The sequence below is a fragment of the Bacillus sp. MMSF_3328 genome, assembly GCF_030733525.1.
Taxonomy (GTDB): Bacteria; Bacillota; Bacilli; order Bacillales; family Cytobacillaceae; genus Bacillus_AB; species Bacillus_AB infantis.
In genome coordinates this window covers 304,272-326,987 of the sequence record NZ_JASHIV010000004.1, presented here as the reverse complement: position 1 = coordinate 326,987, position 22,716 = coordinate 304,272, and the positions used below count along the sequence as shown (strand labels likewise).

At 45.0% G+C, this 22,716-nt stretch carries 28 protein-coding genes; 13 read left to right on the top strand and 15 right to left on the bottom strand.

Going from position 1 to position 22,716, the window contains the following annotated elements; translation table 11 throughout:
• Positions 1-84: 84 nt before the first annotated feature.
• From RBB45_RS10255 to RBB45_RS10235, 5 genes are all read right to left on the bottom strand, one after another.
• Positions 85-591: an alpha/beta fold hydrolase gene (locus tag RBB45_RS10255; RefSeq protein ID WP_306009520.1), complete on the bottom strand. Its 507-nt coding sequence runs from the start codon at positions 589-591 to the stop codon at positions 85-87.
• A complete protein-coding gene (locus RBB45_RS10250; protein WP_306009519.1) occupies positions 558-761 on the bottom strand; it encodes a hypothetical protein in 204 nt (67 codons plus the stop codon). Before RBB45_RS10250 ends, RBB45_RS10255 begins: the two co-directional genes overlap by 34 nt.
• Before the next feature lie 143 nt (positions 762-904).
• The gene (locus RBB45_RS10245; protein WP_306009518.1) at positions 905-1,480 is read right to left on the bottom strand and encodes a hypothetical protein; all 576 of its coding nucleotides are present in this window, start codon (positions 1,478-1,480) and stop codon (positions 905-907) included.
• A gap of 154 nt (positions 1,481-1,634) precedes the next feature.
• On the bottom strand, positions 1,635-2,114 hold the full coding sequence (locus RBB45_RS10240) for a hypothetical protein (protein ID WP_022543360.1): 480 nt from the start codon (positions 2,112-2,114) through the stop codon (positions 1,635-1,637).
• A 229-nt stretch (positions 2,115-2,343) separates the two neighbouring features.
• Positions 2,344-2,943 carry a hypothetical protein gene (locus tag RBB45_RS10235; RefSeq protein WP_009792196.1) on the bottom strand — a complete coding sequence of 200 codons (600 nt, stop codon included), beginning with the start codon at positions 2,941-2,943 and terminating at the stop codon, positions 2,344-2,346.
• A 512-nt stretch (positions 2,944-3,455) separates the two neighbouring features.
• Between RBB45_RS10235 and RBB45_RS10230 the strand changes: the two genes are divergently transcribed.
• Positions 3,456-4,190 (top strand): ZIP family metal transporter, encoded by a 735-nt coding sequence (locus RBB45_RS10230; RefSeq protein WP_022543359.1) that lies wholly within the window; start codon positions 3,456-3,458, stop codon positions 4,188-4,190.
• A gap of 342 nt (positions 4,191-4,532) precedes the next feature.
• On the opposite strand, the gene cccB is transcribed toward RBB45_RS10230, so the two are convergent.
• Positions 4,533-4,862: a cytochrome c551 gene (gene cccB, locus RBB45_RS10225; RefSeq protein WP_022543358.1), complete on the bottom strand. Its 330-nt coding sequence runs from the start codon at positions 4,860-4,862 to the stop codon at positions 4,533-4,535.
• A 271-nt stretch (positions 4,863-5,133) separates the two neighbouring features.
• On the opposite strand from cccB, the gene RBB45_RS10220 reads away from it, so the two are divergent.
• The 5 genes from RBB45_RS10220 to RBB45_RS10200 all read left to right on the top strand — a co-directional run bounded on the left by RBB45_RS10220 (position 5,134) and on the right by RBB45_RS10200 (position 9,022).
• The gene (locus RBB45_RS10220; protein ID WP_022543357.1) at positions 5,134-5,889 is read left to right on the top strand and encodes a gluconate 2-dehydrogenase subunit 3 family protein; all 756 of its coding nucleotides are present in this window, start codon (positions 5,134-5,136) and stop codon (positions 5,887-5,889) included.
• Between the two features lie 19 nt (positions 5,890-5,908).
• Positions 5,909-7,618 (top strand): GMC family oxidoreductase, encoded by a 1,710-nt coding sequence (locus tag RBB45_RS10215; protein ID WP_306009517.1) that lies wholly within the window; start codon positions 5,909-5,911, stop codon positions 7,616-7,618.
• 20 nt (positions 7,619-7,638) lie between these two features.
• A complete protein-coding gene (tatA, locus tag RBB45_RS10210; protein ID WP_101551768.1) occupies positions 7,639-7,854 on the top strand; it encodes a twin-arginine translocase TatA/TatE family subunit in 216 nt (71 codons plus the stop codon).
• Between the two features lie 18 nt (positions 7,855-7,872).
• Complete coding sequence (tatC, locus tag RBB45_RS10205) at positions 7,873-8,604, top strand: twin-arginine translocase subunit TatC (RefSeq protein WP_306009516.1); 732 nt, start codon at positions 7,873-7,875, stop codon at positions 8,602-8,604.
• 73 nt (positions 8,605-8,677) lie between these two features.
• Complete coding sequence (locus RBB45_RS10200) at positions 8,678-9,022, top strand: DUF3243 domain-containing protein (RefSeq protein ID WP_306009515.1); 345 nt, start codon at positions 8,678-8,680, stop codon at positions 9,020-9,022.
• A gap of 401 nt (positions 9,023-9,423) precedes the next feature.
• Here RBB45_RS10200 and RBB45_RS10195 read toward each other — a convergent pair whose 3' ends face one another.
• The 4 genes from RBB45_RS10195 to RBB45_RS10180 form a co-directional block, all read right to left on the bottom strand.
• Entirely contained in the window at positions 9,424-10,296 is an 873-nt protein-coding gene (locus RBB45_RS10195) for a cation diffusion facilitator family transporter (protein ID WP_148950526.1), read from the bottom strand.
• Between the two features lie 252 nt (positions 10,297-10,548).
• Positions 10,549-11,010: a GNAT family N-acetyltransferase gene (locus tag RBB45_RS10190; protein ID WP_009792205.1), complete on the bottom strand. Its 462-nt coding sequence runs from the start codon at positions 11,008-11,010 to the stop codon at positions 10,549-10,551.
• A 37-nt stretch (positions 11,011-11,047) separates the two neighbouring features.
• A complete protein-coding gene (locus RBB45_RS10185) occupies positions 11,048-11,527 on the bottom strand; it encodes a DUF4367 domain-containing protein (RefSeq protein WP_009792206.1) in 480 nt (159 codons plus the stop codon).
• 118 nt (positions 11,528-11,645) lie between these two features.
• A complete protein-coding gene (locus RBB45_RS10180) occupies positions 11,646-12,173 on the bottom strand; it encodes an acyl-CoA thioesterase (protein WP_009792208.1) in 528 nt (175 codons plus the stop codon).
• Positions 12,174-12,372: 199 nt separating this feature from the next.
• On the opposite strand from RBB45_RS10180, the gene RBB45_RS10175 reads away from it, so the two are divergent.
• Together RBB45_RS10175 and RBB45_RS10170 are read left to right on the top strand one after the other, a co-directional pair.
• Entirely contained in the window at positions 12,373-12,960 is a 588-nt protein-coding gene (locus RBB45_RS10175) for a TetR/AcrR family transcriptional regulator (RefSeq protein ID WP_009792209.1), read from the top strand.
• A gap of 77 nt (positions 12,961-13,037) precedes the next feature.
• Positions 13,038-13,979 carry an SDR family NAD(P)-dependent oxidoreductase gene (locus RBB45_RS10170; protein ID WP_306009514.1) on the top strand — a complete coding sequence of 314 codons (942 nt, stop codon included), beginning with the start codon at positions 13,038-13,040 and terminating at the stop codon, positions 13,977-13,979.
• Between the two features lie 826 nt (positions 13,980-14,805).
• On the opposite strand, the gene RBB45_RS10165 is transcribed toward RBB45_RS10170, so the two are convergent.
• Positions 14,806-15,747, bottom strand: coding sequence for a magnesium transporter CorA family protein (locus tag RBB45_RS10165; RefSeq protein WP_306009513.1), 942 nt, complete (start codon positions 15,745-15,747; stop codon positions 14,806-14,808).
• A gap of 191 nt (positions 15,748-15,938) precedes the next feature.
• On the opposite strand from RBB45_RS10165, the gene RBB45_RS10160 reads away from it, so the two are divergent.
• On the top strand, positions 15,939-16,205 hold the full coding sequence (locus tag RBB45_RS10160) for a hypothetical protein (protein WP_022543355.1): 267 nt from the start codon (positions 15,939-15,941) through the stop codon (positions 16,203-16,205).
• A 54-nt stretch (positions 16,206-16,259) separates the two neighbouring features.
• Positions 16,260-16,952: a TrkA C-terminal domain-containing protein gene (locus tag RBB45_RS10155; protein ID WP_009792213.1), complete on the top strand. Its 693-nt coding sequence runs from the start codon at positions 16,260-16,262 to the stop codon at positions 16,950-16,952.
• A gap of 3 nt (positions 16,953-16,955) precedes the next feature.
• Here the strand turns inward: RBB45_RS10155 and RBB45_RS10150 are convergent, their stop codons facing one another.
• The 3 genes from RBB45_RS10150 to RBB45_RS10140 all read right to left on the bottom strand — a co-directional run bounded on the left by RBB45_RS10150 (position 16,956) and on the right by RBB45_RS10140 (position 19,386).
• Complete coding sequence (locus tag RBB45_RS10150; protein ID WP_224950953.1) at positions 16,956-17,489, bottom strand: RNA polymerase sigma factor; 534 nt, start codon at positions 17,487-17,489, stop codon at positions 16,956-16,958.
• A gap of 82 nt (positions 17,490-17,571) precedes the next feature.
• Positions 17,572-18,009 (bottom strand): DUF1284 domain-containing protein, encoded by a 438-nt coding sequence (locus RBB45_RS10145; protein WP_094768151.1) that lies wholly within the window; start codon positions 18,007-18,009, stop codon positions 17,572-17,574.
• A gap of 51 nt (positions 18,010-18,060) precedes the next feature.
• On the bottom strand, positions 18,061-19,386 hold the full coding sequence (locus RBB45_RS10140; protein WP_129613982.1) for a polysaccharide biosynthesis protein: 1,326 nt from the start codon (positions 19,384-19,386) through the stop codon (positions 18,061-18,063).
• A 247-nt stretch (positions 19,387-19,633) separates the two neighbouring features.
• Here RBB45_RS10140 and RBB45_RS10135 point away from each other — a divergent pair, with 247 nt between their 5' ends.
• From RBB45_RS10135 to cotJC, 3 genes are read left to right on the top strand one after another with little or no spacing between them, the layout of a single operon-like run.
• Positions 19,634-19,849 carry a spore coat associated protein CotJA gene (locus tag RBB45_RS10135; protein ID WP_035401830.1) on the top strand — a complete coding sequence of 72 codons (216 nt, stop codon included), beginning with the start codon at positions 19,634-19,636 and terminating at the stop codon, positions 19,847-19,849.
• Positions 19,842-20,108 carry a spore coat protein CotJB gene (locus RBB45_RS10130; protein ID WP_022543351.1) on the top strand — a complete coding sequence of 89 codons (267 nt, stop codon included), beginning with the start codon at positions 19,842-19,844 and terminating at the stop codon, positions 20,106-20,108. The genes RBB45_RS10135 and RBB45_RS10130 overlap by 8 nt, the downstream gene beginning before the upstream one ends.
• Positions 20,109-20,120: 12 nt before the next feature.
• Entirely contained in the window at positions 20,121-20,690 is a 570-nt protein-coding gene (cotJC, locus tag RBB45_RS10125) for a spore coat protein CotJC (protein WP_009792220.1), read from the top strand.
• Positions 20,691-20,735: 45 nt separating this feature from the next.
• Here the strand turns inward: cotJC and abc-f are convergent, their stop codons facing one another.
• Positions 20,736-22,619, bottom strand: coding sequence for a ribosomal protection-like ABC-F family protein (abc-f, locus tag RBB45_RS10120; RefSeq protein WP_009792221.1), 1,884 nt, complete (start codon positions 22,617-22,619; stop codon positions 20,736-20,738).
• Positions 22,620-22,716 lie beyond the last annotated feature (97 nt).

The following is a 22,716-nucleotide window of genomic DNA, read 5'->3' as shown; positions in this document are numbered from 1 at the left end:
ACCCCCCATATATTTTTTCACTTTAATTTCGACCGGAATCTTCAACAAATCTGCATCGTTAGCTTAATAAAAGGTTTTAAGACTTCACTTAATTCTTTCTCTTTGTTTAACCAAATATAATGTTCCTTCAATTACGATATATCTAGAATTAGGAATAAGGTTTGAGACTTGTTTAATTGACCAAGAAGGGCGAATATCATTCTCGGCATAAATAAACAGTGAAGGTAAGTCAATCTGTGAGATTTCTCTTAGCAGTAATGGTTTCTTTATAAATTCTCTCCAAGAATTAATAAGAGAACGATGAACAATCTTATTAGCCTCATACTCAAAATTCGGTTTCAATTCATCAATTTCTACTTTGTTTCGATTATAAGTTTCCTTCCAATCTCTATCATTTTGGATTCCAGTTCCTGAAATTGAAACATATCCTATTACGGATTTCGGATATAAAAGCGAATAAGCCAACCCTAAATCAGCTCCCCAGGAGTGCCCAATTACTACCCAATTTTTTAGGCCGTACTCTTCCCGAATTTGTTCAATGTCTTGAAGACAAGCTTCTAAATTGTATCCATTCCCGTCATACGGCCACAACCTTTAGGATCAAACATAATAACTTCACAAATATCTTCAATAAGATTTGATAAAGGTTCCAAATAATTACAAGAGCCAGGTCCACCACTGATTAAAATAACTGGAACTCCCTGCCCTCTTTTTTCTGTCCATAGCTTGCCATTTTCCACTTTAATGTACTTTTCAACCAACAATATCACCCTTGAAACAAAATTTTAATGCTGATATTCTTCCTAAATACTCCAAACTCCTTCTTCCACTAAACTGCCCCTTTTATGGAATAAGAAAGGCAGCTTTATTTGGCAACAGAATTGGACTAAAAGGACATGTTAGCTTAATAAAAACAATTATGAATTCTTGGAACTAACTCTTTATAGTTAATAAAAAATTCTTTTGTTGGAATGACTGCAAGGTATGAAGAGACTGGGAGATTAGCCAATACACATTCATCATAAACTAAACTAATATGTAATCTCCTTTGAGGTGATTTGCCAATTTGCATAAACCAGTTCGTCAAATCTACATATAACTTATGACCAGTTTCATCAATAGATCTTTCTATTGAGAATCGACCTGCAAAACTCCCCCACCAAACCTGAAAGGCTTTATAAACTTCATTAAAGCTCTTTGAACTCTCTGTACTATTCTCAAACAATTTTTGATAAAATAAATCTTTATCTTCATAAAATATTCTTAAATCGTTATCACTGCTAAATATTTTTTGCAAAACTTCATCCCATAGTTCCTTATACTTTATTTCAAAGTCGTCTTTAAACATCATTTTTGTTGATAAGTAAGGGAATCTTTGGTCATCTTCATTTCGATTTTGATTAAGATAAATATTCTGTATGTAAATCAAAAAGTTTAAAGTAAATGATGTATCTGTCTCCATCTCTAATGATTTTTCCACATCTTTCCCTCCTATTTGTAAGTCATTATTTCAGTAATAAAGGAATTACACAAGAAATTCTTATTCAACAATCCTGCCCCGTTTGTTATATAAGAAAAGCTGCCTGGTTTGGCAGCTGATCTATAACATAAGCACCTGTTAGTTCAAGAAGAAATTATGATAATGGAAGAATATCAGACAAATTGATAAATTCTAGTTCAGTTTCAGCCTCTGCTTTCGAACGATATACGGTAAGTTTATCATAGGGTTTCATGTTGTCTTGCCATGTCCCTATATTAATCAGAAAATCTCCTGCGTTTTCAGAAATTATAAAGCACTCTAAATCCCTATTGATATAACAAATTGGTGCGTCATTTTCCGAATCACACTGTTGATAAACAGTTCCGATAAATCCTCCTTTACTATCTTTTGCCATAATATCTACATGTGGAACCGTAAAAAACTCTAAATGCGGAATATCATCGTCAAAGATAAATTGAATAGCATAATCGTTAGCGTATCTTTGATATTCCTCATTTCTATCATGAACACCCATTGAAAAAATGGATGTTCCTGCTGATATAATCTCAGTATCTTCTAAATTAACACCTATGGCTCCAGAGAATGCTGTTCTATCTAGATAAATTTTTCGCATATTCCCCCCATTTAATTTTATTTTAAAGTAAAAGCTCATTACTTTTGTGATTTCTTATTCAACTAACCTGCCCGTTAGTACCAAAAAAACTCAACAAAAAGCTGCCAAAACCCTTTTATTCATGTGATTTAAACTTGCCCAGTTAATCTTATTGTAAATACATGGGTATAGAATGAGGCCATGGCTGGCATTGTCTTTAGACGAATCACTCTAGATAATCACCATTTAGTTAAAATGATTTCTCTGCCCATAAATTCATATATAAGTTTGTAACTGTCACATCAATCATTCCTTCTTCTTCAAAATCAGGAACTAACTCTTTTGGTAACTCCAAATAAAAGCCAAACTCATCTGCATCACTGTAGTTTAAGCCGGAATATTCAGAAGGAATTAGTTCACAAGTATAACCTCTATACGTTGCTTCTGCTTTCGCTTGAAATTTGCTTATTAAACCTTCATTATTATGTTTGTGTTCAACACCTGATATTATTGTTGCACCACCTAAACTAGAACTTCCGCTTGACCTAAAGAACAATTCATATTCATTAGTATTATGAGCGATTACTTTCGACACATAAATTTGGTTTTCTTCATCATCAAAAAGCACTTTTCCTTTGTTTTTATCCAAATTATTCAAATCAATCTCGATTATATATTCTCCTTCAATAGGGTGTGCAATATTGTGATAATTTTCAATGTCATTAGTAAAATAATTTATCCCCTGTGTCCGAAGGTTGTATATATCCACTGCTCGAGGTAAAAACAAAACACCAAGAACTATAATTGCTGCAACCATATATACTGTATTTAGATTTAAAAATCTTTTCATTAAACTCCTCCCATTTCAAATTGTATGGTTTTCGGAATAAGCCAGCCTTCTTTCACTAACCCGCCCCGTTAGCATAAGTAAATCTTTTCATAAACTCTGATATATATTTCTAATATTAATTTAACATATATTCCCAATAACCTTCGTAATTGCAACATAATGCACTCACTAAAATTTTCGCACAAAACTCATTACATACTATGATTTGATATGTGAATTGGGAAAAAGTGAATGACTTAAACTCGCAAATATATTGGTATATCAATAAAAACGCACTGTGAATGATATTGTGAATTCATGTGGGTTTTCCTATGTGTTATATCATGTTTGCACTCCTGGACTAAACCCGTTATCACATTTGGAGGGCGTTATTTTTTTTGCCCAAAAGCAAAATTTGTGCATGCCCGAATTAAAATACTTTATTTGCCTTATGGTTGGCTGTATACTTAACACAAATTATCTGTGTTAAACGTCTGCATATTTTCAGTCTGGCAAAGATCAGGGGGCTTATCATGCAAGAGGCAATTATCGGCAGCATTCTTTCTGCCATGGCAACAGGGGCCGGAGCGATTCCGATCCTTTTTTTCAAAAGCGTCACACACAAGTGGCGGGATGTGCTATTGGCCTATACGGCAGGCATCATGATGGCGGCGTCCACCTTCAGTTTGATACCGCAGGCGCTTGAATCCTCCAATATGATTGTTCTGACCATCGGTCTCCTCCTGGGGACGTTTGTGCTGAACTTTCTGGAAAAGCATACACCGCATATCGATCTGGAGCATACCAAGCTGAATATGAAACTGGAGCAAAAGGCCGTGCTGATTGTCGCAGCCATTACACTCCACAATCTGCCCGAGGGCCTGTCGGTCGGTGTCAGCTATGCATCTGACGGCGGTGAGCTTGGTCCGCTGATCGCATTTGCCATCGGCCTGCAGAATGCGCCGGAAGGATTTCTGGTCGCTCTTTTTCTCGTCAATCAGAATATTTCCAGATGGAAGGCTTTGGCCGTTGCCACACTGACCGGGATGGTAGAGATCGTGACAGCCATTATCGGCTACTTCCTTTCCCGCAATATTGAGGGACTTGTTCCTTATGGGCTGAGCTTTGCAGCCGGAGCGATGCTGTTCATCATCTACAAGGAATTAATACCGGAAAGCCATGGGGATGGAAACGAACGGTTCTCGACCTATTCCTTCATCCTTGGCCTTGTGACCATGCTCGTCATGATCAACAGCTTCGGCGGTTAGACTTATTCCCATATATTTCCGGGGTTTAAATGTTTTAACCTTGTACAGCCGGGTATATGTATAATGCAAAGCCAATAACAAAACAGAAGGGACTGGTAAACGATGAAAAGGTTAACAGCGACTTCACCGTTAGGCATTGGCGATGCAAAAGGCACGGATTTTGCAAGGAGGACAAAAGGCACTACAGTATATAACCGATATACTTAGAACCGATTTCCCCCATGTAATTTGAAGTGCTGAGAAAAAAGGCAGGCTGGATGGCCTGCCTTTTTTATTTTGTAAAAAAACAACCATAAAAGCTGGCATCCTTCTCGGAACGCCAGCTTTTTTTATGATATTATATTATTTTTTCTCTGCCAGCCAAGCTGCAACATTGTCAGCCTTCTCGCCTTCAATCAGGTTAGCCGGCATTCCGCCGCCGCCTTCTTCAATCTTAGTGCGGATTTCTTCTTCACTTAAATCACTTCCAACATTCTCCAGGGCAGGACCGGCTCCGCCGCTGAGATCACCGCCATGGCAGGATGCGCAGCTCTGCTGGAAGGTTTCCTCTGCAGCTGCCGTATCTACCTCACCGCCGCCTCCATTGCTTTCGCCGCCGCTGCTTTCTTCCCCGCCGCCGCAGGCTGCCAGGCTGAGTACAAGACCGGAAACAACCATCGCTCTTTTTAACATTCTATCTCCCTCTTTCTTTCTGCTGATTACATATAACAGTTCCACTTTGACTTTTAAGCTAAACCTGAATTTTTAAGGTGACATCCTTGGCTTAAAAACCCGCGGCACTTCTTTCTCCAAAAATGTAATTGTTATCCCAGTTATTTAGGACTAAAGTATCAATTCAAAAAAGAATCCTGCATTCTATGTTTAGTAGAAAAACAAGAGTGGAAGCTTGATAGAGTATTTTCTTTCCTATTTAATATATTTTTTTCAAGAAGGAGGAACAATTATGGCTGACCAATCGACTGGTTCAAAAATGTCGAGACGTAAATTCATACGCAATTCCAGCTATGTTGCAGGTGGATTGGTTGGTGGCGGGCTGCTCGGGGGACTGATCGGATCCAGGATGAACGGTTCTGAACAGGCGTCCAGCTCCAACTCTGAAGGACACAGCTCGTCCAATTCACATCAGCAGGCACCGCTTTATTTTACAAACCCGCAGAAATTCGAAGTGCTGCAGCAGGCAGTCGAGCGCATTTATCCACAGGACGAAACCGGTCCTGGCGCAATCGAACTCGGGGTGCCCTTTTTCATCGACCATCAGCTGGCAGGTGCGTGGGGCAATAATGCACGGGAGTATATGCAGGGCCCATTTTTCCCAGGCTCCAATTTCCAGGGCTATCAATCGCCTCTTAAGAGGAATGAAATGTTTGATACCGGGATTGACCGGATTGAATCCTACAGCCAGGAGAAGTTCATGAAGGGCTTCGCCGATCTGGAAGGAGATCAGCAGGATGAGATTCTGAAAGATTTTGAGGCTGATAAAGTTAAAATTCGCGGCGTGTCTTCCAAGACCTTTTTCAATCAGCTCAGGGCCGCAACGATAGAAGGAGTCTATGCGGATCCGGCTTACAGCGGAAACATCGGCATGGAAGGCTGGAAGATGAAGGACTTCCCGGGGCATCAGATGAGCTACATAGACAAAATCGAATCAGACGAATTTATGGAAATCGAACCAAAAGCACTTCATTCTTATACAAACTAGATAGAAATCGGGGGATATCATGGCAAAAACTTTACCAAAGACAGATGTAGTGGTAGTCGGAGTAGGATGGGCAGGCGGCATCATTTCCGCCGAGCTCGCTAAACAGGGCATGAAGGTTGTCGGGCTTGAACGCGGTAAGGAAAGGGGCGTCAAGGACTATTATGTTGTCCATGATGAGCTGCGCTACGCGATCCGCTACGAATTGATGCAGGATTTATCAAAAGAAACACTCACTTTCCGAAACACTGCAAAGGAACGGGCTTTGCCGATGCGCCAGCTCGGATCATTCCTGCTTGGGGAAGGGCTTGGCGGTTCAGGTGTGCACTGGAATGGCCATACCTTCCGTTTCCTGCCTTATGATTTTGAAATCAAATCACAAACGGTGGCCAAGTACGGCGAAAGCAAAATAAAAGGCCTCCAGGTGCAGGACTGGGGCATCACCTATGATGAACTTGAACCGTACTACGATACTTTTGAAAAAACAGCAGGAATCAGCGGCGAGGAAAATCCCCTTGGCGGCAAAAGGTCCAATCCTTACCCAAACCCGCCAATGAAGGAAACGCCTTTAACACAGCGATTCAAGAATGCGGCTAAAAACCTGGGAATGAAGCCTTACCACATGCCTTCTGCCAATATGAGCCAGGCTTACGAGAACCAATATGGCGCCAAAATGGCAGCCTGCCAGTACTGTGCTTTCTGCGAGCGCTTCGGCTGTGAATATGGTGCAAAAGCGGATCCGACGGTTTCAGTCATCCCTTATGCAAAGGATACTGGAAACTTCGAGCTCCGCACCTATTCCAATGTAACCGAGGTCCTTCATGACGGAACGAAGGCAACCGGAGTCAGATATGTGGATGTGCTGACAAAGGAAGAATTCATCCAGCCAGCAGACATCGTCGTTCTGACAAGCTATGTCATGAATAATGCACGCCTGCTGCTGTCTTCAAACCTTGGCAGGCCTTATAATCCGGAAACCGGACAGGGCGTCATCGGGAAAAATTACTGCTATCAGATCCTGCCAGGCTCAACAGGATTCTTTGATGAAGAGCAGTTCAATACATTCATGGGTGCAGGAGCACTAGGGGCCACAGTCGATGATTATAACGGAGACAATTTCGACCATTCTGAAGTCGACTTTATCCATGGGGGCTCCATTTCACTGAACCAATCAGGAAAGCGCCCGATCCAGACAAATCCGGTGCCGCAGGATACGCCAAGATGGGGTAAAGAATTCAAGCAGCAGTCTGTTAAATATTATACACGCCACCTGAATATCGGGACCCAGGGTGCATCCATGCCGACACAGTACAATTATCTTGATCTTGATCCATCCTACAAAGATGCATTCGGGCTTCCGCTATTGAGGCTGACGTATGACTTTACCCAGCAGGACAAGAATTTGTATAACTATATCGGCAAGATCACCGACAATATCATGAAGGAAATGGGCGCAAACCTGGTCAATGACCGCAGCCCGCTTGAGCATTATGATATCGTCCCTTACCAGACCACACATAACACTGGCGGTGTCATCATGGGGGCTGAACCAGAAACGTCAGCAGTGAACAATTATCTGCAGATGTGGGATGCAGAGAACGTCTTTGTAGTCGGAGCATCCGCATTTGCCCATAATGGCGGCTACAACCCTACCGGCACTGTCGGCGCATTTGCCTACCGTGCCGCAGAAGGCATCATCAAATACAGCAAACAAGGCGGAGCCCTTGTATAAATGAAAAGGAGTGAAAAGAAATGGGATTCACTAATATCGGCATTCCCGGCTTAATCATCATTCTCGTCATCACCCTGATCATCTTTGGACCGAAAAAACTGCCTGAAATCGGTTCAGCCTTCGGGAAGACTTTATCCGAGTTCAAGAAATCAGCCAACAGCCTGATGAATGATGACGATGAAGAAGACAAAGCAAAAAAAGCAGATCTGTCCAAGGACAAGAACCAGCAGATCTAACAGCAGGGAGGGATTACAATGAAAACCGATGAGCAAACACTTGTTGAACATATAACCGATCTCAGGAAAGCAATCATCCGGTCACTGATCTTTTTCCTATCCTGCTTTATCTTGTCGTTCGTGTTCATTAACAAGCTGCTCCCCCTCCTTTCCCAGGAATATAAGCTGGTCATGCTGGGGCCGCTGGATGTGGTGAGGCTGTACACAGGGATTGCCGGCTGCATCAGCCTCGGCCTCTCCCTCCCTTTCATCGCTTACCAGCTGTGGATCTTTGTGAAGCCGGCATTGACTGAGAAAGAAAGCAAAACCACCGTCATGTACCTTCCGGCCATCTTTTTAAGCTTCACCGGAGGCATTGCATTCGGGTTTTACATCATCTTCCCTACCGTCTACCGGTTTCTGATCAATTTGGGCAATCATCATTTTGATATGATGATCACAGCGAGGGAATATTTTTCATTCATGATGATGTCCACCATTCCATTCGGCTTCCTGTTCGAGGTACCGCTGATGCTGATGTTCCTGACAACCATCAATATCGTCACACCAAAGCAGTTAAGCTCGATGCGCAAGTATGCCTATCTCGTACTTGCAGTCGTTTCTGCCTTGATCACACCGCCTGATCTGTTTTCGCAGATGATCGTCCTCATTCCGCTGATCGGATTATATGAAGTCGGCATCCTGCTGTCAAAGCTGTCATTCCGCAAAATCCTCAGGCAGGAAGCAGCACTGCAGGCAACAGAGGTTTAAAGCCTGCTAGTTTAAAAGACGAATGGGCGAGGTATTGAAGAATCATAGACTTCATCACACGGAGGGATCAGGAATGTCAGAACAAAACCATATGGTAAATGAGAATGGCGAACTGAACGAGAATAATATTGAGGATACTGTCAGCAGAATCTCAGAAGACAAGGCAGCGGATATCTTAAGCAGCTTTGACGAGTTCCGAGGCTACCTGGCGGAGCGGATCGAGCTTGGCAAGAAGATTGGTTTAAATGAAGAACAGCTTACCGCTACAGCAAAAAAGATCGCAGAATATCTTGCTCAAAATGTCGACCCGCAAAACCGCGAAGAAAAGCTGCTGAAGGAATTATGGAAAGCCGGAAACGAGGAAGAAAAAGAGAAACTGTCACATCTGCTTTTGAAATTTGCGGATGGGGCTGCTTGATAGACCAGGAAATTGTTAGGACTGCTTAATAGATTAGGATAATATTTTGGATGGGGCTGTTTAGTAAAAATGAAAAATGGACCCTTTTTGGTTCATTGGCAGACAAAAGGAGGTGCGGAAGAGATTTTCCGCACCTCCTTTTTTAAGTCTGTTTGGATTAATTATTGGAACTTGTGGCTTTTGCCCAACAATGTTCAAAGAGCCTGTTGATTGGAGTGCAAGGCACGTAGACTCCTGCGGGAAATAGCGGAAGAGTTGAGACCCCACAGGAGCTTGCTCCGAGGAGGCTCAACTCCGCCCCGCGGAAAGCGAAGTGCCTGGAACGGAAATCAACAGCCCCATCAAACCAGGATCCCCCTTAACGATAAAAAAGAGACAGTCTAAACTGCCCCTTCCTCCCCTTAATTAGGCTCCACATGAACATGGACATCATAAACCCCGTGATCCTTCATCAGCACTTTTTCCACATGTGTGGCGATATCATGCGCTTGCCTGATATCCAGGGTTGAATTGACCAGGATGACTACATCCAATACTTCATTATTGCCGTAATTCCTTCCCTTGATTGCTTTAATGCCCTTTACGCCGGGCACCTTCAGGATTTCGTCGCTGTATGTGAGGAGCAAATTTTCATCAAATCCGTCGGAAAGGTCATGTGAGGCCTGTATGAATATATCCCAGGCAGTCTTGCAGATCAGCAGCCCGACAATGATGGCTGTTACGGTATCAAGCCAGGGCATTTTCAATTGCGAACCAAAGATCCCGATGGCCGTACCGATACTCACCCAGGCATCGGATAGATTATCCTTCGCCGCAGCCATGACGGCTTTGCTTTTAATTTTATCAGCCAGCCGCTTATTATACCGGTAGACAAAATACATGGCTAGCGCTGAAAAGATGCCTGTATAGGCCGCGATGATATCAGGCGGCGTTTCCTTCCCCCCATCAAAAATGGAAGCTGCTCCTTCTATTAACACCTGCAGTCCGACAGCAGCCATGATGAACGAAGCAACCATGGAGGCGATCGTCTCGCTCTTCCAATGGCCATAGCCATGATTCTGGTCAGGCGGCCGCTGCGATATCTTCAGTCCGATCAATACGGCGATAGATGCGATAATATCCGTTGTATTATTTAAACCGTCTGCCTTCAGGGCAGCCGAGTCACTTATATATCCTACTGCGAGCTTAAGGACCGAAAGGCATATGTAAGCGATGATGCTTATGATGGCCCCGCGCTCCCCAAGCTTCAGATCCTTATACTTTTGTTCTTCCATCCCGGACCTCCTTTTTAGCACTTGACTATAATAGCAGGCAGGAATCGGGTGGGTCTAGAGCAATCTTATTGTGTCCCCTTAACTAATTAAGAAGCAAGCAAGTAAGTTGGCTGGAGGAAAATTAACTGCGTGCAGAAAAAAAGCCGCCCAGTATACTGGGAGCTCCAGAAAACACACAAAGCCTTGCAGCCGCCTTGTGTGAGGTTAGTGTCTCTATCCCAACATCATCTTTACAAAAACATCTCGGAATTTTTAGAGCAGCAGCTCCAATTCTCCTTTATTTCCAGTGAAGCCAGCTTTTCTGTAGAGCGGCTCGCCGTCCTGGGAAGCATGGAGCCAAACCCTCTTGACTCCCCTGGCCCTGCATTCATCCAAACATTCCTGCAAAAGCCTCTTCCCAATGCCAAGTCCGCGGAATTCCGGCAGTGTATACATGTTCAGAATATAAGCTTCCACTCCTTTAATGTTCCCCGGATAAGGAGGCCTTCGGAAAATAGCAATCCCGCTGGAGGCTGCCATTTTTCCATCTCTCTCCGCGAGATAAGAGATAAATTCCCCGTTAGCTAAAGCTACTTGAAGATAATCCCTTGTTGCCGCGGAAAGTATGTCTTCCTCTTTAGGCGATGCCAGCTCACCCAGCTCTTTTAAGAGAAGAATCCTTAAATTTAAGATACTCTCAATATGCTCAGTTGAAGCCTTTATGATAACTTCCAATTCAACCCCTCCGCTTAACCAGCTTCCTAAATTTATCTTAATTAAAAGACTCTGCCATCTTGATCATCTGGGTTCGGCTGACTTCGCCAGGCGTCAATAATGGTATATATGTAATTTGATAGTGGATGCCTTCATCCTCCCAGTACAGAATCCTTTTATCGCCATCATCTGGAATAAATAAGCCTTCCAGGTCTCCGATTCGGACCTCTTCCTGCTTTAACCCTTCCTGGTACTCAAATTCTTCTTTTTTAATGACCAGCTCCACGGTGTTTTTGTTTTTATTCATAAAAGCCATTTCCACCTGGCCAACACCGTCTGAATAGGTTTCCCATACTTTCATGTCAGGGAAAGGCATTCTTTCCGGCAGCTTGATTGCCATCGGCAGCTTTTCCCTTTTTAGCTGCTTCGTTTCCTGTGTGTAGTCATATTCATGCATATTTCCCCTTGCATACGTCCAGCCGCCGCCCGCTGCTGCCAATAAAAGAACAACAAGAACTAAAATTCCCCGTTTATTCAAGCTCCTATTCTCTCCTTCAATATAGACTTTTCCTATATTCTACCATTTCCTTTCATCTTTTTGCTCTGATCTCGGCAAAAAAAGAAGCAGCTCTTCCAGCTGCTCCTTCGTGTGCCGGTCATCCCCTGTCCCGCTGCCAGGGAAGGTCTGCACCATATTTATTTGCTCGCGCTTCGCTGTCTTTCCGGCGTTTTTTGCGGATTTCGAGGCGCTCCTTGGCTGATTCATGAAGACTTTTCTCTTCTTCTGTTTCCGGGACAACCTGCGGCACTGCAGTCGGCTTGCCCTGATCATCTATTGCGACAAAAGTCAGGAATGAGACGGCGCAGACATTCCTCTCTCCTGTGATCAGGTCCTCGGCAATGACCTTGACGAAGATTTCCATTGAAGATCTTCCTGTATAAGTGACGAAAGATTCCAGACAGACGGAATTGCTTTCATAGATCGGATGGAGGAAATCGACAGAGTCAGTAGAAGCTGTCAGCACATTCATCCTGGCATGGCGCATAGCCGAGATGGCTGCAACATCATCAATATAGGCCATCAGCCTGCCGCCAAATAAAGTTCCATAATTATTTGTATCCGGCGGGAGCACAATGCTCGTTTTTACGACAAAAGACTCCCGGCAAAATTTTTTATTTTCCATGATAGTACCCCTTTGCAAAAATAAACTTATGTATCCATCTTATCAGATTCCCTCTTTAGCGGCCCGGGAATCCTTTTCTTGTGTGAAGTTTTAATAAAAACTGGCTGCTTTTTATTAATATGGTTGAAAATTCCTTTTTGAATGCATATAATTTAATTAACCACTGTTCAATAAAATATATTCAGCAAAGGTGATCATCATGTCTCCAAGAAAATCTGCCCAGTCTGAGCTGACAAAAGAAGCAATCCTGGACGCCGCAAGAGAACTATTTGTATCACAAGGCTACAGCTCCGCCTCTATGAGGAAGGTGGCCCAGGCCCTGAACTGCAGCCATGGCGCCCTTTATTATCATTTTAAAAATAAAGCTGAGCTTTTCTACGGCATAGCGGAGCAAGGGTTTGAAAAATTAAATGCTCTGCTGAAGGAAATCATGGGCCGCACAGGGTTGTCGAATGAAGAAAAGCTGTTTGAGATCCTTCTCGGCTATATCCGTTTCGGATTGACCCATCAAAAGCATTATGAAGTGATGTTTCTGATCCGTGATGAAGAACTGGACTGCTATATGCAGGAAGCTCCTTATGAAAGCTACCGGCACTTTGCCGAAGCGGTTGCCGCCCTTCTTTCAAAGCCGCCTGCAGCCCAGCAAATCTGGTCCGCTTTTATTAGCCTGCACGGATTTGTCACCCACTTCAGCCGCTCAGAGGCTGAGTTTGAGGAAACACAAGGCCTTGCCCGCACACACGCGCGCTTTATCATTGGCGGATTAGAGGCTGCAGCTAAATCATAAAAAAGAAATGGAATCCATTTCTTTTTTTTAAACGAACAATTGAACACTGGTCAATAAATGAAAGGGAGAGAATCATTATGAAAACTGCATTAGTATTAGGCGCTGCCGGCGGGATGGGCTATTCCCTCACGGAAGCGCTGCTTAATAAGGGCTTTCATGTCATTGCTGCTTCAAGATCGCTTGAAAATCTGGAAAAACTGCGCAGGATTCCGGGGATGCTGCCTGATATCATCGCATGTGATGCCATGGACAGGGCTCAGGTAAAGAAGGCCGTTTCCCAGGCAGACCTTATTTTTCACAGCATCAATATCCCTTATCAGGAATGGGGCAGCCTGTCTATCATCATGACCAACATCCTCGAAGAATGCCGCATCCAGAACAAGCCTTTCATCTACACAGACAATATCTATGCTTACGGAAGGCAAGCTTCCCCTGTCAATGAAAGTGCGGTTAAGAATCCGCATACGAAAAAAGGCAAAATCCGCCTGGAACTGCTTGAACAGATCCGGAAGTCAGGGACCCGCTACATCATCACCCATTTCCCTGATCTCTATGGCCCTGACACAAGCAATACCCTGCTTGACTATACGTTTAGGCAGGCTATGGCCAAGAACAAGGCAGGCTTTCTCGGCAAAACTGATCTGGAACGGGAATTCATTTTTATTAAAGATGCCGCCGAAGCACTGGCAGAGCTTGCGCTGCATGAGGAGGCATACGGGGAGGACTGGAATATTCCCGGATCCGGCACCATCACCGGAAAGGAAATCGAAGCAGTCCTGGCCAGGTACTTCGGAAGGCCGATCAAGCTGTGGCCCATCTCACGCTGGATGATCCAGTCCATTGGCCTCTTTGATCCCTTCATGAGGGAATACGCCGAAATGATGTATCTGAACGAAACGCCCGTTATTCTGGATGGCTCCAAATATGAACGCCTGATTGCTCCTATTCCAAGGACTCCTTATAGCGAGGGCATAACTGCAGCACTGCGGCAGCTCGAGTCCCAGCCCGCTGCACGATAATAATGAGATGGCTGCTCTTGGCTGGCAGACTTTTGGTTTTGCAGGGTGAACTGAGAACTTCTGATGATAGATCATGAGATTTAGACTTCGAGTGTGGATCTGAGGCTCTACTTTAGAAAATGTGGCTTCAGAGGGTTCTAGTCCAGCGAACTAAGACCCCCTATTCTCGAAAATGTGATTCAGAAGGTTCTAGTCGAGCGGACTAAGACCCTCTATTCTCGAAAATGTGATTCAGAGGGTTCTAGTCGACCGGACTAACACCCTCTATCCTCCAAAATGTGATTCAGAGGGTTCTAGGCGAGCGGACTAAGACCCTCTATTCTCGAAAATGTGATTCAGGGGGCTCTAGTAGAGCGGACTAAGACCCTCTATCCTTAAAAAAGAGATTCAGAGGGTTCTAGTCGAGCGAACTAAGACCCCCTATTCTCGAAAATGTGATTCAGAGGGGTTCTAGTCAACCGAACTAAGACCCTCTATCCTCGAAAATGTGATTCAGGGGGTTCTAGTCGACCGGACTAACACCCTCTATTCTTAAAAAAGAGATTCAGAGGGTTCTAGTCCAGCGAACTAAGACCCTCTATCCTCCAAAATGTGATTCAGAGGGTTCTAGTCGAGCCAACTATGACCCTCTATCCTTAAAAAAGTAATTCAGAGGGTTCTAGTCCAGCGAACTAAGACCCTCTATCCTCCAAAAAGACATTCAGAGCCCCCAACGACTTCATCAAAGACCCTCCATTTCCCAAAAGAAATCACGTCCATAAAAAAATCCCTCCAGGCAGACATTTTCCTACTGTCTGCCTGAAAGGGATCACACTAAAGGCGCATCTTATTTAAAAAACGAATTCTTTTTCCTGCCTTTAAGAATATCGCCCATCCAGCCTTTGCTTCGCAGAATCATATAGATGCCGATGGTGGAGACAATCATGAGGACGATGGCGAATAGATAACCCCATTTCCACTCCAGCTCCGGCATAAGCTTAAAGTTCATTCCCCAGATTGCCCCGAGAGCGGTTATTGGTGTAAAGAGGGTTGTAAGCACGGTGAGTGTCTTCATGATTTCATTTCCCCTGTGGGCAGAAACAACTTCTTCGATACTGACTAGCGTCGCGATTTCCTGCTGGTATTCCCTGATCAGCATCAGGGCCCGGTCCGTCCTCTTGGCGGTCCGCTGATATTGCCTTCCTTCTGCTGCAAAATCGCCAAATGCCTCTTCTGCCGCAATTTTCAGTTCCTGGAAAGGCACCGTCAGGTTTTTCCAGACAAGAAGCTCATGGCGGGATTCATAGATTTCCTCAAAGGTGCTGAGGCTGTTTCTTTGCTTGACCTTCCAGAGAAGATCGTTCAGTTTTTTCTCATAACCATCTATCTTCGTTAAATTGGAGTCCAGTATCTGCCCCAAAAAGACAAAAAAACCTTCAATAGCGTTATCCGCATCGTCCATCTGCTTCAGGAGCAAATCCTCACGGACAGATTCAATCGCATCAAATTTAAAATTAACGGTAATTAAGAAATCACGAGTTAGAAAGAAATGAAAAAAATTGTAATCCTTCTGGTCCTCCAGCGTCTGCTGGTAGATCAGGGAGCCGCGGATATGCTCCCTGCCAGGGATCAGTGTATCCATTTGGAGGCAGTTCGTATCATTATCGCTCGACGAGTCCCTCCACTCCTTGATCGCTTTTTCAAAATGTACCTCATTCAAACTCAATGATTCATCTATTGTATGAAAATTATGCCAAGCCCATTTTTTATCATTCAATTTATACTTCATATTATCCCCCGCCTTTCTTTTCCTGTTTCCCTGCTCAAAGGCTTCCTTAAACCAATTTAGCAAGGAAGCAGATAAAGGTTTTACCAGTTTCTCCAAATACTGATGCTGCGGGCCGGGTTTGAGCAGGGTTCAAAAGGGTACATATAAAGCAAGTCAAATTTAAATCATTTTTTAAGGAGGAGCTTTTAACCATGAATACTCGTCCATTGAATTCGTATATCCTTGCCGGAGTCGGCATCAGCAGTATCCTCTTGCTGGCTTTGAAGAGCAGAAAGAGAATCCAGACATTTACAGTGAATGTTACAAACAAAGTACTACCTTCGAAAGCGAAGAACCACCGGGTGGTACCTGTTGAAAAAGGCGGGCATCCAGATCCATATGATGTCCAGGATAATAAAATGGTGGATGAAGGATCCATGTACGCTGTAAATTACTACAACGAGAAAGAGCAGGCCTGAAGCGATTTTTATCCTTCAGGCTTATTTTTGTCCAGAGGAAATTAGGGGGATATTATGGCCTATCTGTTTATTTTTATTTATATTTTAATCATTCTGGCGGTCATTGAGATCAGTGCCCTGCTCTTTATTTATACAGGGCTTGATAAGCAGATCGCCCGCTTTCAGGTTATATCCATGATGACCGGGACCGGGTTCACGACCGGGGAATCTGAGCTGATCCTCGAGCACCCATTGAGGAGGAAGATCTGCGCCTTCCTGATATTATTCGGTGCGTTCTCCCTTGCCGTCATCATTTCTTCCATCAGCAGCATTCTGTCAGAGGAGTTCCTCACAAAGGAGGTTGGCTATATTGCAGCCGGTCTTATCTTGATTATCCTTATATTAAAAATGCCGTCAGTCAAAAACAAATTCATTGACTGGCTGAAACACGATGTGGAAGAGCATTACGACTTTACTGATCTGCCCATTAAAGATGTCCTTTTGACAAATGAAGACGATTATATTTTAAAATATCCGGTACTGGAGGATTCTCCGTTCGCCGGCAAAAAACTGAGTGAGATCATAGATCCCGAGAAGGATGATGTGGTTGTCCTGTATGTCAGCAGAGGCGAAATTACGATCCGGAAGGAATGCCTGTCCACTGAAATACAGGAGGGTGATGATATAGTCGTTTACGGGGATGAAAAAACCATCAAAAAAACCTTCGGGGACGATTCAGAAGGAAAAGAGGTCAAAAAAGAGGGCTGACATCTACTCGCTGCCCAGCCTGGCTTTAAGCCTTTCTTTCCCTCTTTTCATTCTTGTTTTGACAGTGGACATCGGCGCATCCACTTCAGCGCTGATTTCCATCAATGTCCGGTTATGATAGTAGAATAGCAGAAGCGGATCCCGGTACATATCCGGCAGTGAGCTTATCGTTTCCACCATTTCCTCACGTTCGGATTTATGGAGGAATTCCTCCTCGGGCTCCGGGCTTTTTTCTGCTTCCATGGGATATTTATAAGCTTCTTCTTCCCAGAATCTCTTTTCCTTTTTCTCTTTTCTCCAGAAGTCTCTGCACTTATTGATGGCAATCCTGTACAGCCAGCTCCTGAATTTAGCTTCTTCCTTGAAGGCCGGAAAAGCGAGGAAGGCAGATATCAGAACCTCCTGATAAAGGTCTTCTGTCTGCTCTTTATGGCGAATCAGCGAATAAATATATTTATAGATAAATAGTCCGTTTTCCTTGATCAGCTGGTCAAAACGGCTGTGGCCGTTTGTGTTTTCATGATATTGGGGCAGCATGCTTTCTTCTCCTTTCCCCATTTGCGTTTTCATTTAATAAACGCATAAAAGGAATGCCTCCCCTACAGTTTTCAAAAAAAAATTATGTCATTGACTCATGCCTGTACTTTTCCCTCAAGCGGGAGATTCCCTCCTTGCATACTCCATAGGGAAGCCATGAGCAGCCTTCACATAAATAATCCAGGTCATCCGGATGGACCTTGGCAGCTGTCAGGCTGAGCAGCAGATGCTTATCATATTCCCTGTTTTCCTCTATACCAAGATGCTCGATCACCTTTGCATCCATGGACAGCACATGGGTGTTAGACCCTTCGCTTGCCTCGCAAATCACCTTTCCCTTATGCGGGCATGCCTGGCAGGCGTGGTCGAAATCAGCCACTGCCTTTATCCGGAATTGCTTGCGGTCATTGCGGATATCCTCCACAATTTCTGCCATATTTTCAACGAATCCCTGACTGTAGCCCATCCCGCGAAAACCGTGGACACATAATAAATGGTGGCCTCTGAGCGTTCGATCCATAAGCTTCTCTCCCTTCCACCTATCAATTCTCCATTGTGCTGGAAAATCCTTTTAGAGAATCCCCGGCCTGTCAGCCTTAAGAGTCCAGAAGGTGATGCCGATTCTTTTGCATATGGTCAGGTAATGCATGAATGTCAGCAGCATAATCCCTGTATTCATGCCGATGATAATGCCGTCCATCCCAAGCCTCCCGCCGAGGAAATACATGATCGAAAACGAAACGAGCGTGGACCAGACAGTATGGATAAAAGCATCCTTCATCAGACCGAGTCCGATCAGATAAGCCTGCATGGGAATGACAAAATAATGGAGCAGGAAATAAGGGCACAGCAGCATCAGATATACAGCGGCATCCGAGGAATGGAAAAATGTTTCTGTTAGCGGCTCCGCAAAGAAATAGATGGCAGCAGCTGCAGGAATGCCATAGATGGCCGTAATCAGCATCACCTGCTTCAGCAGCCCGATGAGCACACCCGTTTCGCTGCGTGCCTGGGCCTTGGACACTGCCGGAATCAGCATGATCAAAAAGGAATGGGCAATAAAAGCAGGAAAAAAGCCGATGGCCATGGCGATTCCCGTCAGCATCCCAAATTGCCCGAGTGCCATCTCCTGGCTGAGGCCGGCCTGCACAAGTGCAGCTTTTATCAAAAATGGCTGTATGGCATGTGTAATAGAATGGAATACACGCAAAGCAGTCGTCGGGATGGACACAGCCATCAGATTCTTCCTCACCGCCGCCCCCTTCAGGCTTTCCGAAGGACGTCCCTTCAGCTGATGATACTGAATAAAAAACACATGCAGCAGATACAGGAAAATGACGATTTCACTGCCGATGAACGTACAGATGGCGACCAGCATCGCTGTTTCTGTATTAAAGTCAAAGAGCTGATACAGAAAAACAAGCAGCAGCAGCTGGACCAGCTTCCGCAGCAGGCTGGTGTAGGCAATTTTCCCCATCTCGTTCTTCCCCATAAAAAATCCGCGGGCAATCGATGAAAAAGAAATGATCGGAATCAGGAGGATGACCAGCCATCTGAGCAGCGGAGAGAAGTGCTGGAAAACCGGGACAAAAGGCAGAATGGCGATCGCGGCAAGAAATAGCACCGAGGAAAAAACGATGGTCAGCCTGATGGCATGCCCCAGCATGCTCCGATGATATTTTTCTTCTTTTTCCGCGACGAATTTAGAAACGGAAATAGGCAGCTCAAAACTGGCAAGCAGCATTACAAGGAATATCGTTGGAAGAATCGACATATACATCCCAAGCCCCTGTTCGCCCAATTCCCGTGCCAGCACCATATTGACCAGAAATTCTATGCACTCCCCCAAAAAAGAGGCAATTACCAACACGAGTGTTCCCTTTAAAAACGAATTCATTGTTCAGATTCTCCTTGTCTCTCGATCTTTGGCCGGCAGCCATACTTTTAAAAGATATGAGACAAGTCTATGAATTATTATCCTCATGCAGGATTACGCTGGTGATTCCGCTTTTTAACAGGAAGGAGCCTGCCTTCCCGTTCGCATCAGTTATATCCTCCCATTTTCCGCATAAGATGAAATGACGAGTTTTATCCTGAAGGAGGTTAAAGGCTTGAACTATCAGAATGAAGTGCATTTTACCCCCATGAAAGCCTATAGTCCCTACCACAGCCCTTATGATCCCTGCCCGCCTTTGAAAATCAAATACTACAGTACACCGCCTCAATTATATATGCATTTTCAGCCGCCGAATCTTGAGCAATTCCCGCCCCACGAAGCCCTGATGAGGGGAACGCTCTGGAAGCCTCTCTATGATTATTATGATAATCCTTATAAGAAAGGAATCCATGGCCATGGCTAAACAGATGGGCAGTGACTATTACCAGCTGATGCATGAGATTCAGGCTGCCGATTTCGTGCTTGTGGAGCTGACATTATACCTCGATACTCATCCCGGCGACAGGCAGGCTCTGCAGCAGTTCCAGCAGTTCTCCGACTATTCACGAAAACTGAAGAAGCGATACGAAAAAGAATTCGGGCCGCTCCTGCAATTCGGGGTCAGCAACAACCCCGGCGACACCTGGAAATGGAGCCAGGGACCCTGGCCCTGGCAAGTATAAGGAGGATCCTTCATGTGGGTTTATGAGAAAAAACTGCAATATCCAGTGAAAGTAAGCACATGCAATCCGACATTGGCGAAGTACTTAATCGAGCAGTACGGCGGAGCAGACGGCGAGCTGGCGGCTGCCCTCCGCTACTTGAATCAGCGCTATACCATCCCGGAAAAAGTGATCGGACTCCTCACAGACATCGGAACAGAGGAATTCGCCCATCTTGAGATGATCGCTACTATGATTTACAAGCTGACCAAGGACGCCACCCCTGAACAGCTGAAGGAAGCGGGTCTTGGCGAGCATTATGTTAATCACGACAGTGCACTGTTTTATCATAATGCCGCCGGTGTCCCATGGACCGCCTCCTACATACAGGCGAAAGGGGACCCGATTGCCGACCTGTACGAGGATATCGCGGCAGAGGAAAAAGCACGGGCCACCTATCAATGGCTGATCGACATCTCTGACGACCCTGATCTGAATGACAGCCTCCGCTTCCTGAGGGAAAGGGAAATCGTCCACAGCATGCGCTTCCGTGAAGCGGTGGAGATCCTGAAGGATGAGCGTGATAAAAAGAAGATATTCTAATAGATCCAAAATGAAGAAGCCGGATCCTCATCCGGCTTCTGTCTGTTATGAAAGGCATTCTTCCAGCTTCCTATACAATTCTTCTCTTCTTTGTTCCAGCTCTTCTTTCTCCCTGAACATATTTTGCAGGGCAGACAAATCCTTTTCAGCCTCCAGTCTGCCGTCCAGTGCAGAGATTTCCGCTTCTATCAGCATAATGTCTTTTTCGGTCTGCTCAGGATTCTCACTGCTCACCTTTTGGACTGCACGATGCACTGCCGGCTTCTTTTTCGCAAGCTTTTCTTTTGTAAAGGACGCCTGCTTTTTTTCTGCCTTCTTCCCCTTAGCCCAATCATAGCTGCCAGCAAAGGTAAGCAGCTGCCGGTTTTCAATCCAGCTGATCCTGGTGAACAGCTTATTCAGGAAATAGCGGTCATGCGAGACTGCGAGAATGGTCCCTTTATAGTCCTGCAGCGCCTCCTCCAGCACCTCCCGGGATTCAATGTCGAGATGGTTTGTCGGCTCATCCAGAATCAGAAAGTTGATATCCTGGTACATCAGCTGGGCGAGCCGCAGGCGCATTTTTTCACCGCCGCTCAATTTGGACACCCTGCGGAAGACCGCATGGCCGTAGAACAGGAAGCCTGCCAGGATATTACGCGCCTCCCCTTCTGCCACAGAAACCTCATTCCGGAATGCTTCAAGGACGGTTTCATCTTCCGAGCCAGGCTGGATATGCTGCGAAAGATAGCCTATTTTCACATTGCTCCCAATCCGCACCTCGCCTGCATCTGCCGGCACCTCGCCGAGGATCATTTTCAAGAGTGTCGACTTGCCGCTGCCGTTGCTGCCGACAATCGCTGTCCTTTCCTGAAACTGGATATGGAGATAGGCATCTTCAAAAAGCGTCTGACTGCCAAAATGCTTGGAAGCCCCTTTCACCACCACTACATCCTTGCCGCTCCGCTGGGCAGAATCAAGTTCCATATTCATTTTCTTCCGGTTCAGGATGGGACGGTCGAGCTTTTCCATCCGTTCAAGCGCTCTTTCCATGCTTCTCGCCCTTTTGTGCAGCCCCTCATTCGGCGGGTTGGCCTGATTGGCCCATTCACGCAGGCGTTTGATGGCTTCCTTCATTTTCTTGATTTTCTTCTGCTGCTCTTCGTACTGCTGGAATTCCCTCAAAAGCCTTTCTTCTTTTTCTTTTACAAATCCGCTGTAGCCGGTCTGATAAGAAGTGAGCTCCCCATCTTCAAGGTCAAAAATCCTGTTGGCGATTTCATCCAGGAAATAGCGGTCGTGGGATACAACAATCACCGTTCCATCGTATTCTTTTAAAAATACCCCCAGCCACTCTACCGCATCGATATCCAGATGATTAGTCGGCTCATCGAGCAGGAGGAAATCAGGATTTTGGAGAAGGGTGAAGCCGAGGGATACTTTTGTTTTTTCCCCGCCGCTCAAGGACGAAAAGCTTTTGCTCAGCAAATCTTCAATCTTCAGGCCAGATGCCACCCTGGCCAGACTTGCCTCCATTTCATAGCCGCCGCCGTGGGCAAATTGCTCCTGAAGCACGCCATACTCTGCGATATACCGCTCCAGCCTGCTAGCATCTTTTTCCTCGGCCATTGCCTGCTCGCACTCTTTCATCTTCCTCTCAACCACTGTCAGTTCCTTGAATGCCTGAAGGAGTACATCCCTGCCTGAAAAATGCTCAGGATATTCAGGGATCTGCGAGAGATAGCCAATCCTCGTGCCTTTTTTCCAATGGACCTGGCCTTTATCAGGTGTTTCGATGCCGGCCAGCAGTTTGAATAAAGTTGTCTTGCCGCTGCCATTCCTTCCTACAAGGCCGACGCGGTCCCCTTCATGAATTTCAAAAGCCACTTCCTCAAAGATTGTTGTGCCTGCGTACATTTTTGCTATATCATTTCCGCTGCATGCGATCATTTTTCATTTCCTCCAAATTTCAGTTATTTTTTTGCATAATAAAAAGCCATGGGAAAAATTCACCCATGGCCCTGCTTTTATGACAGACCCGTCCTGA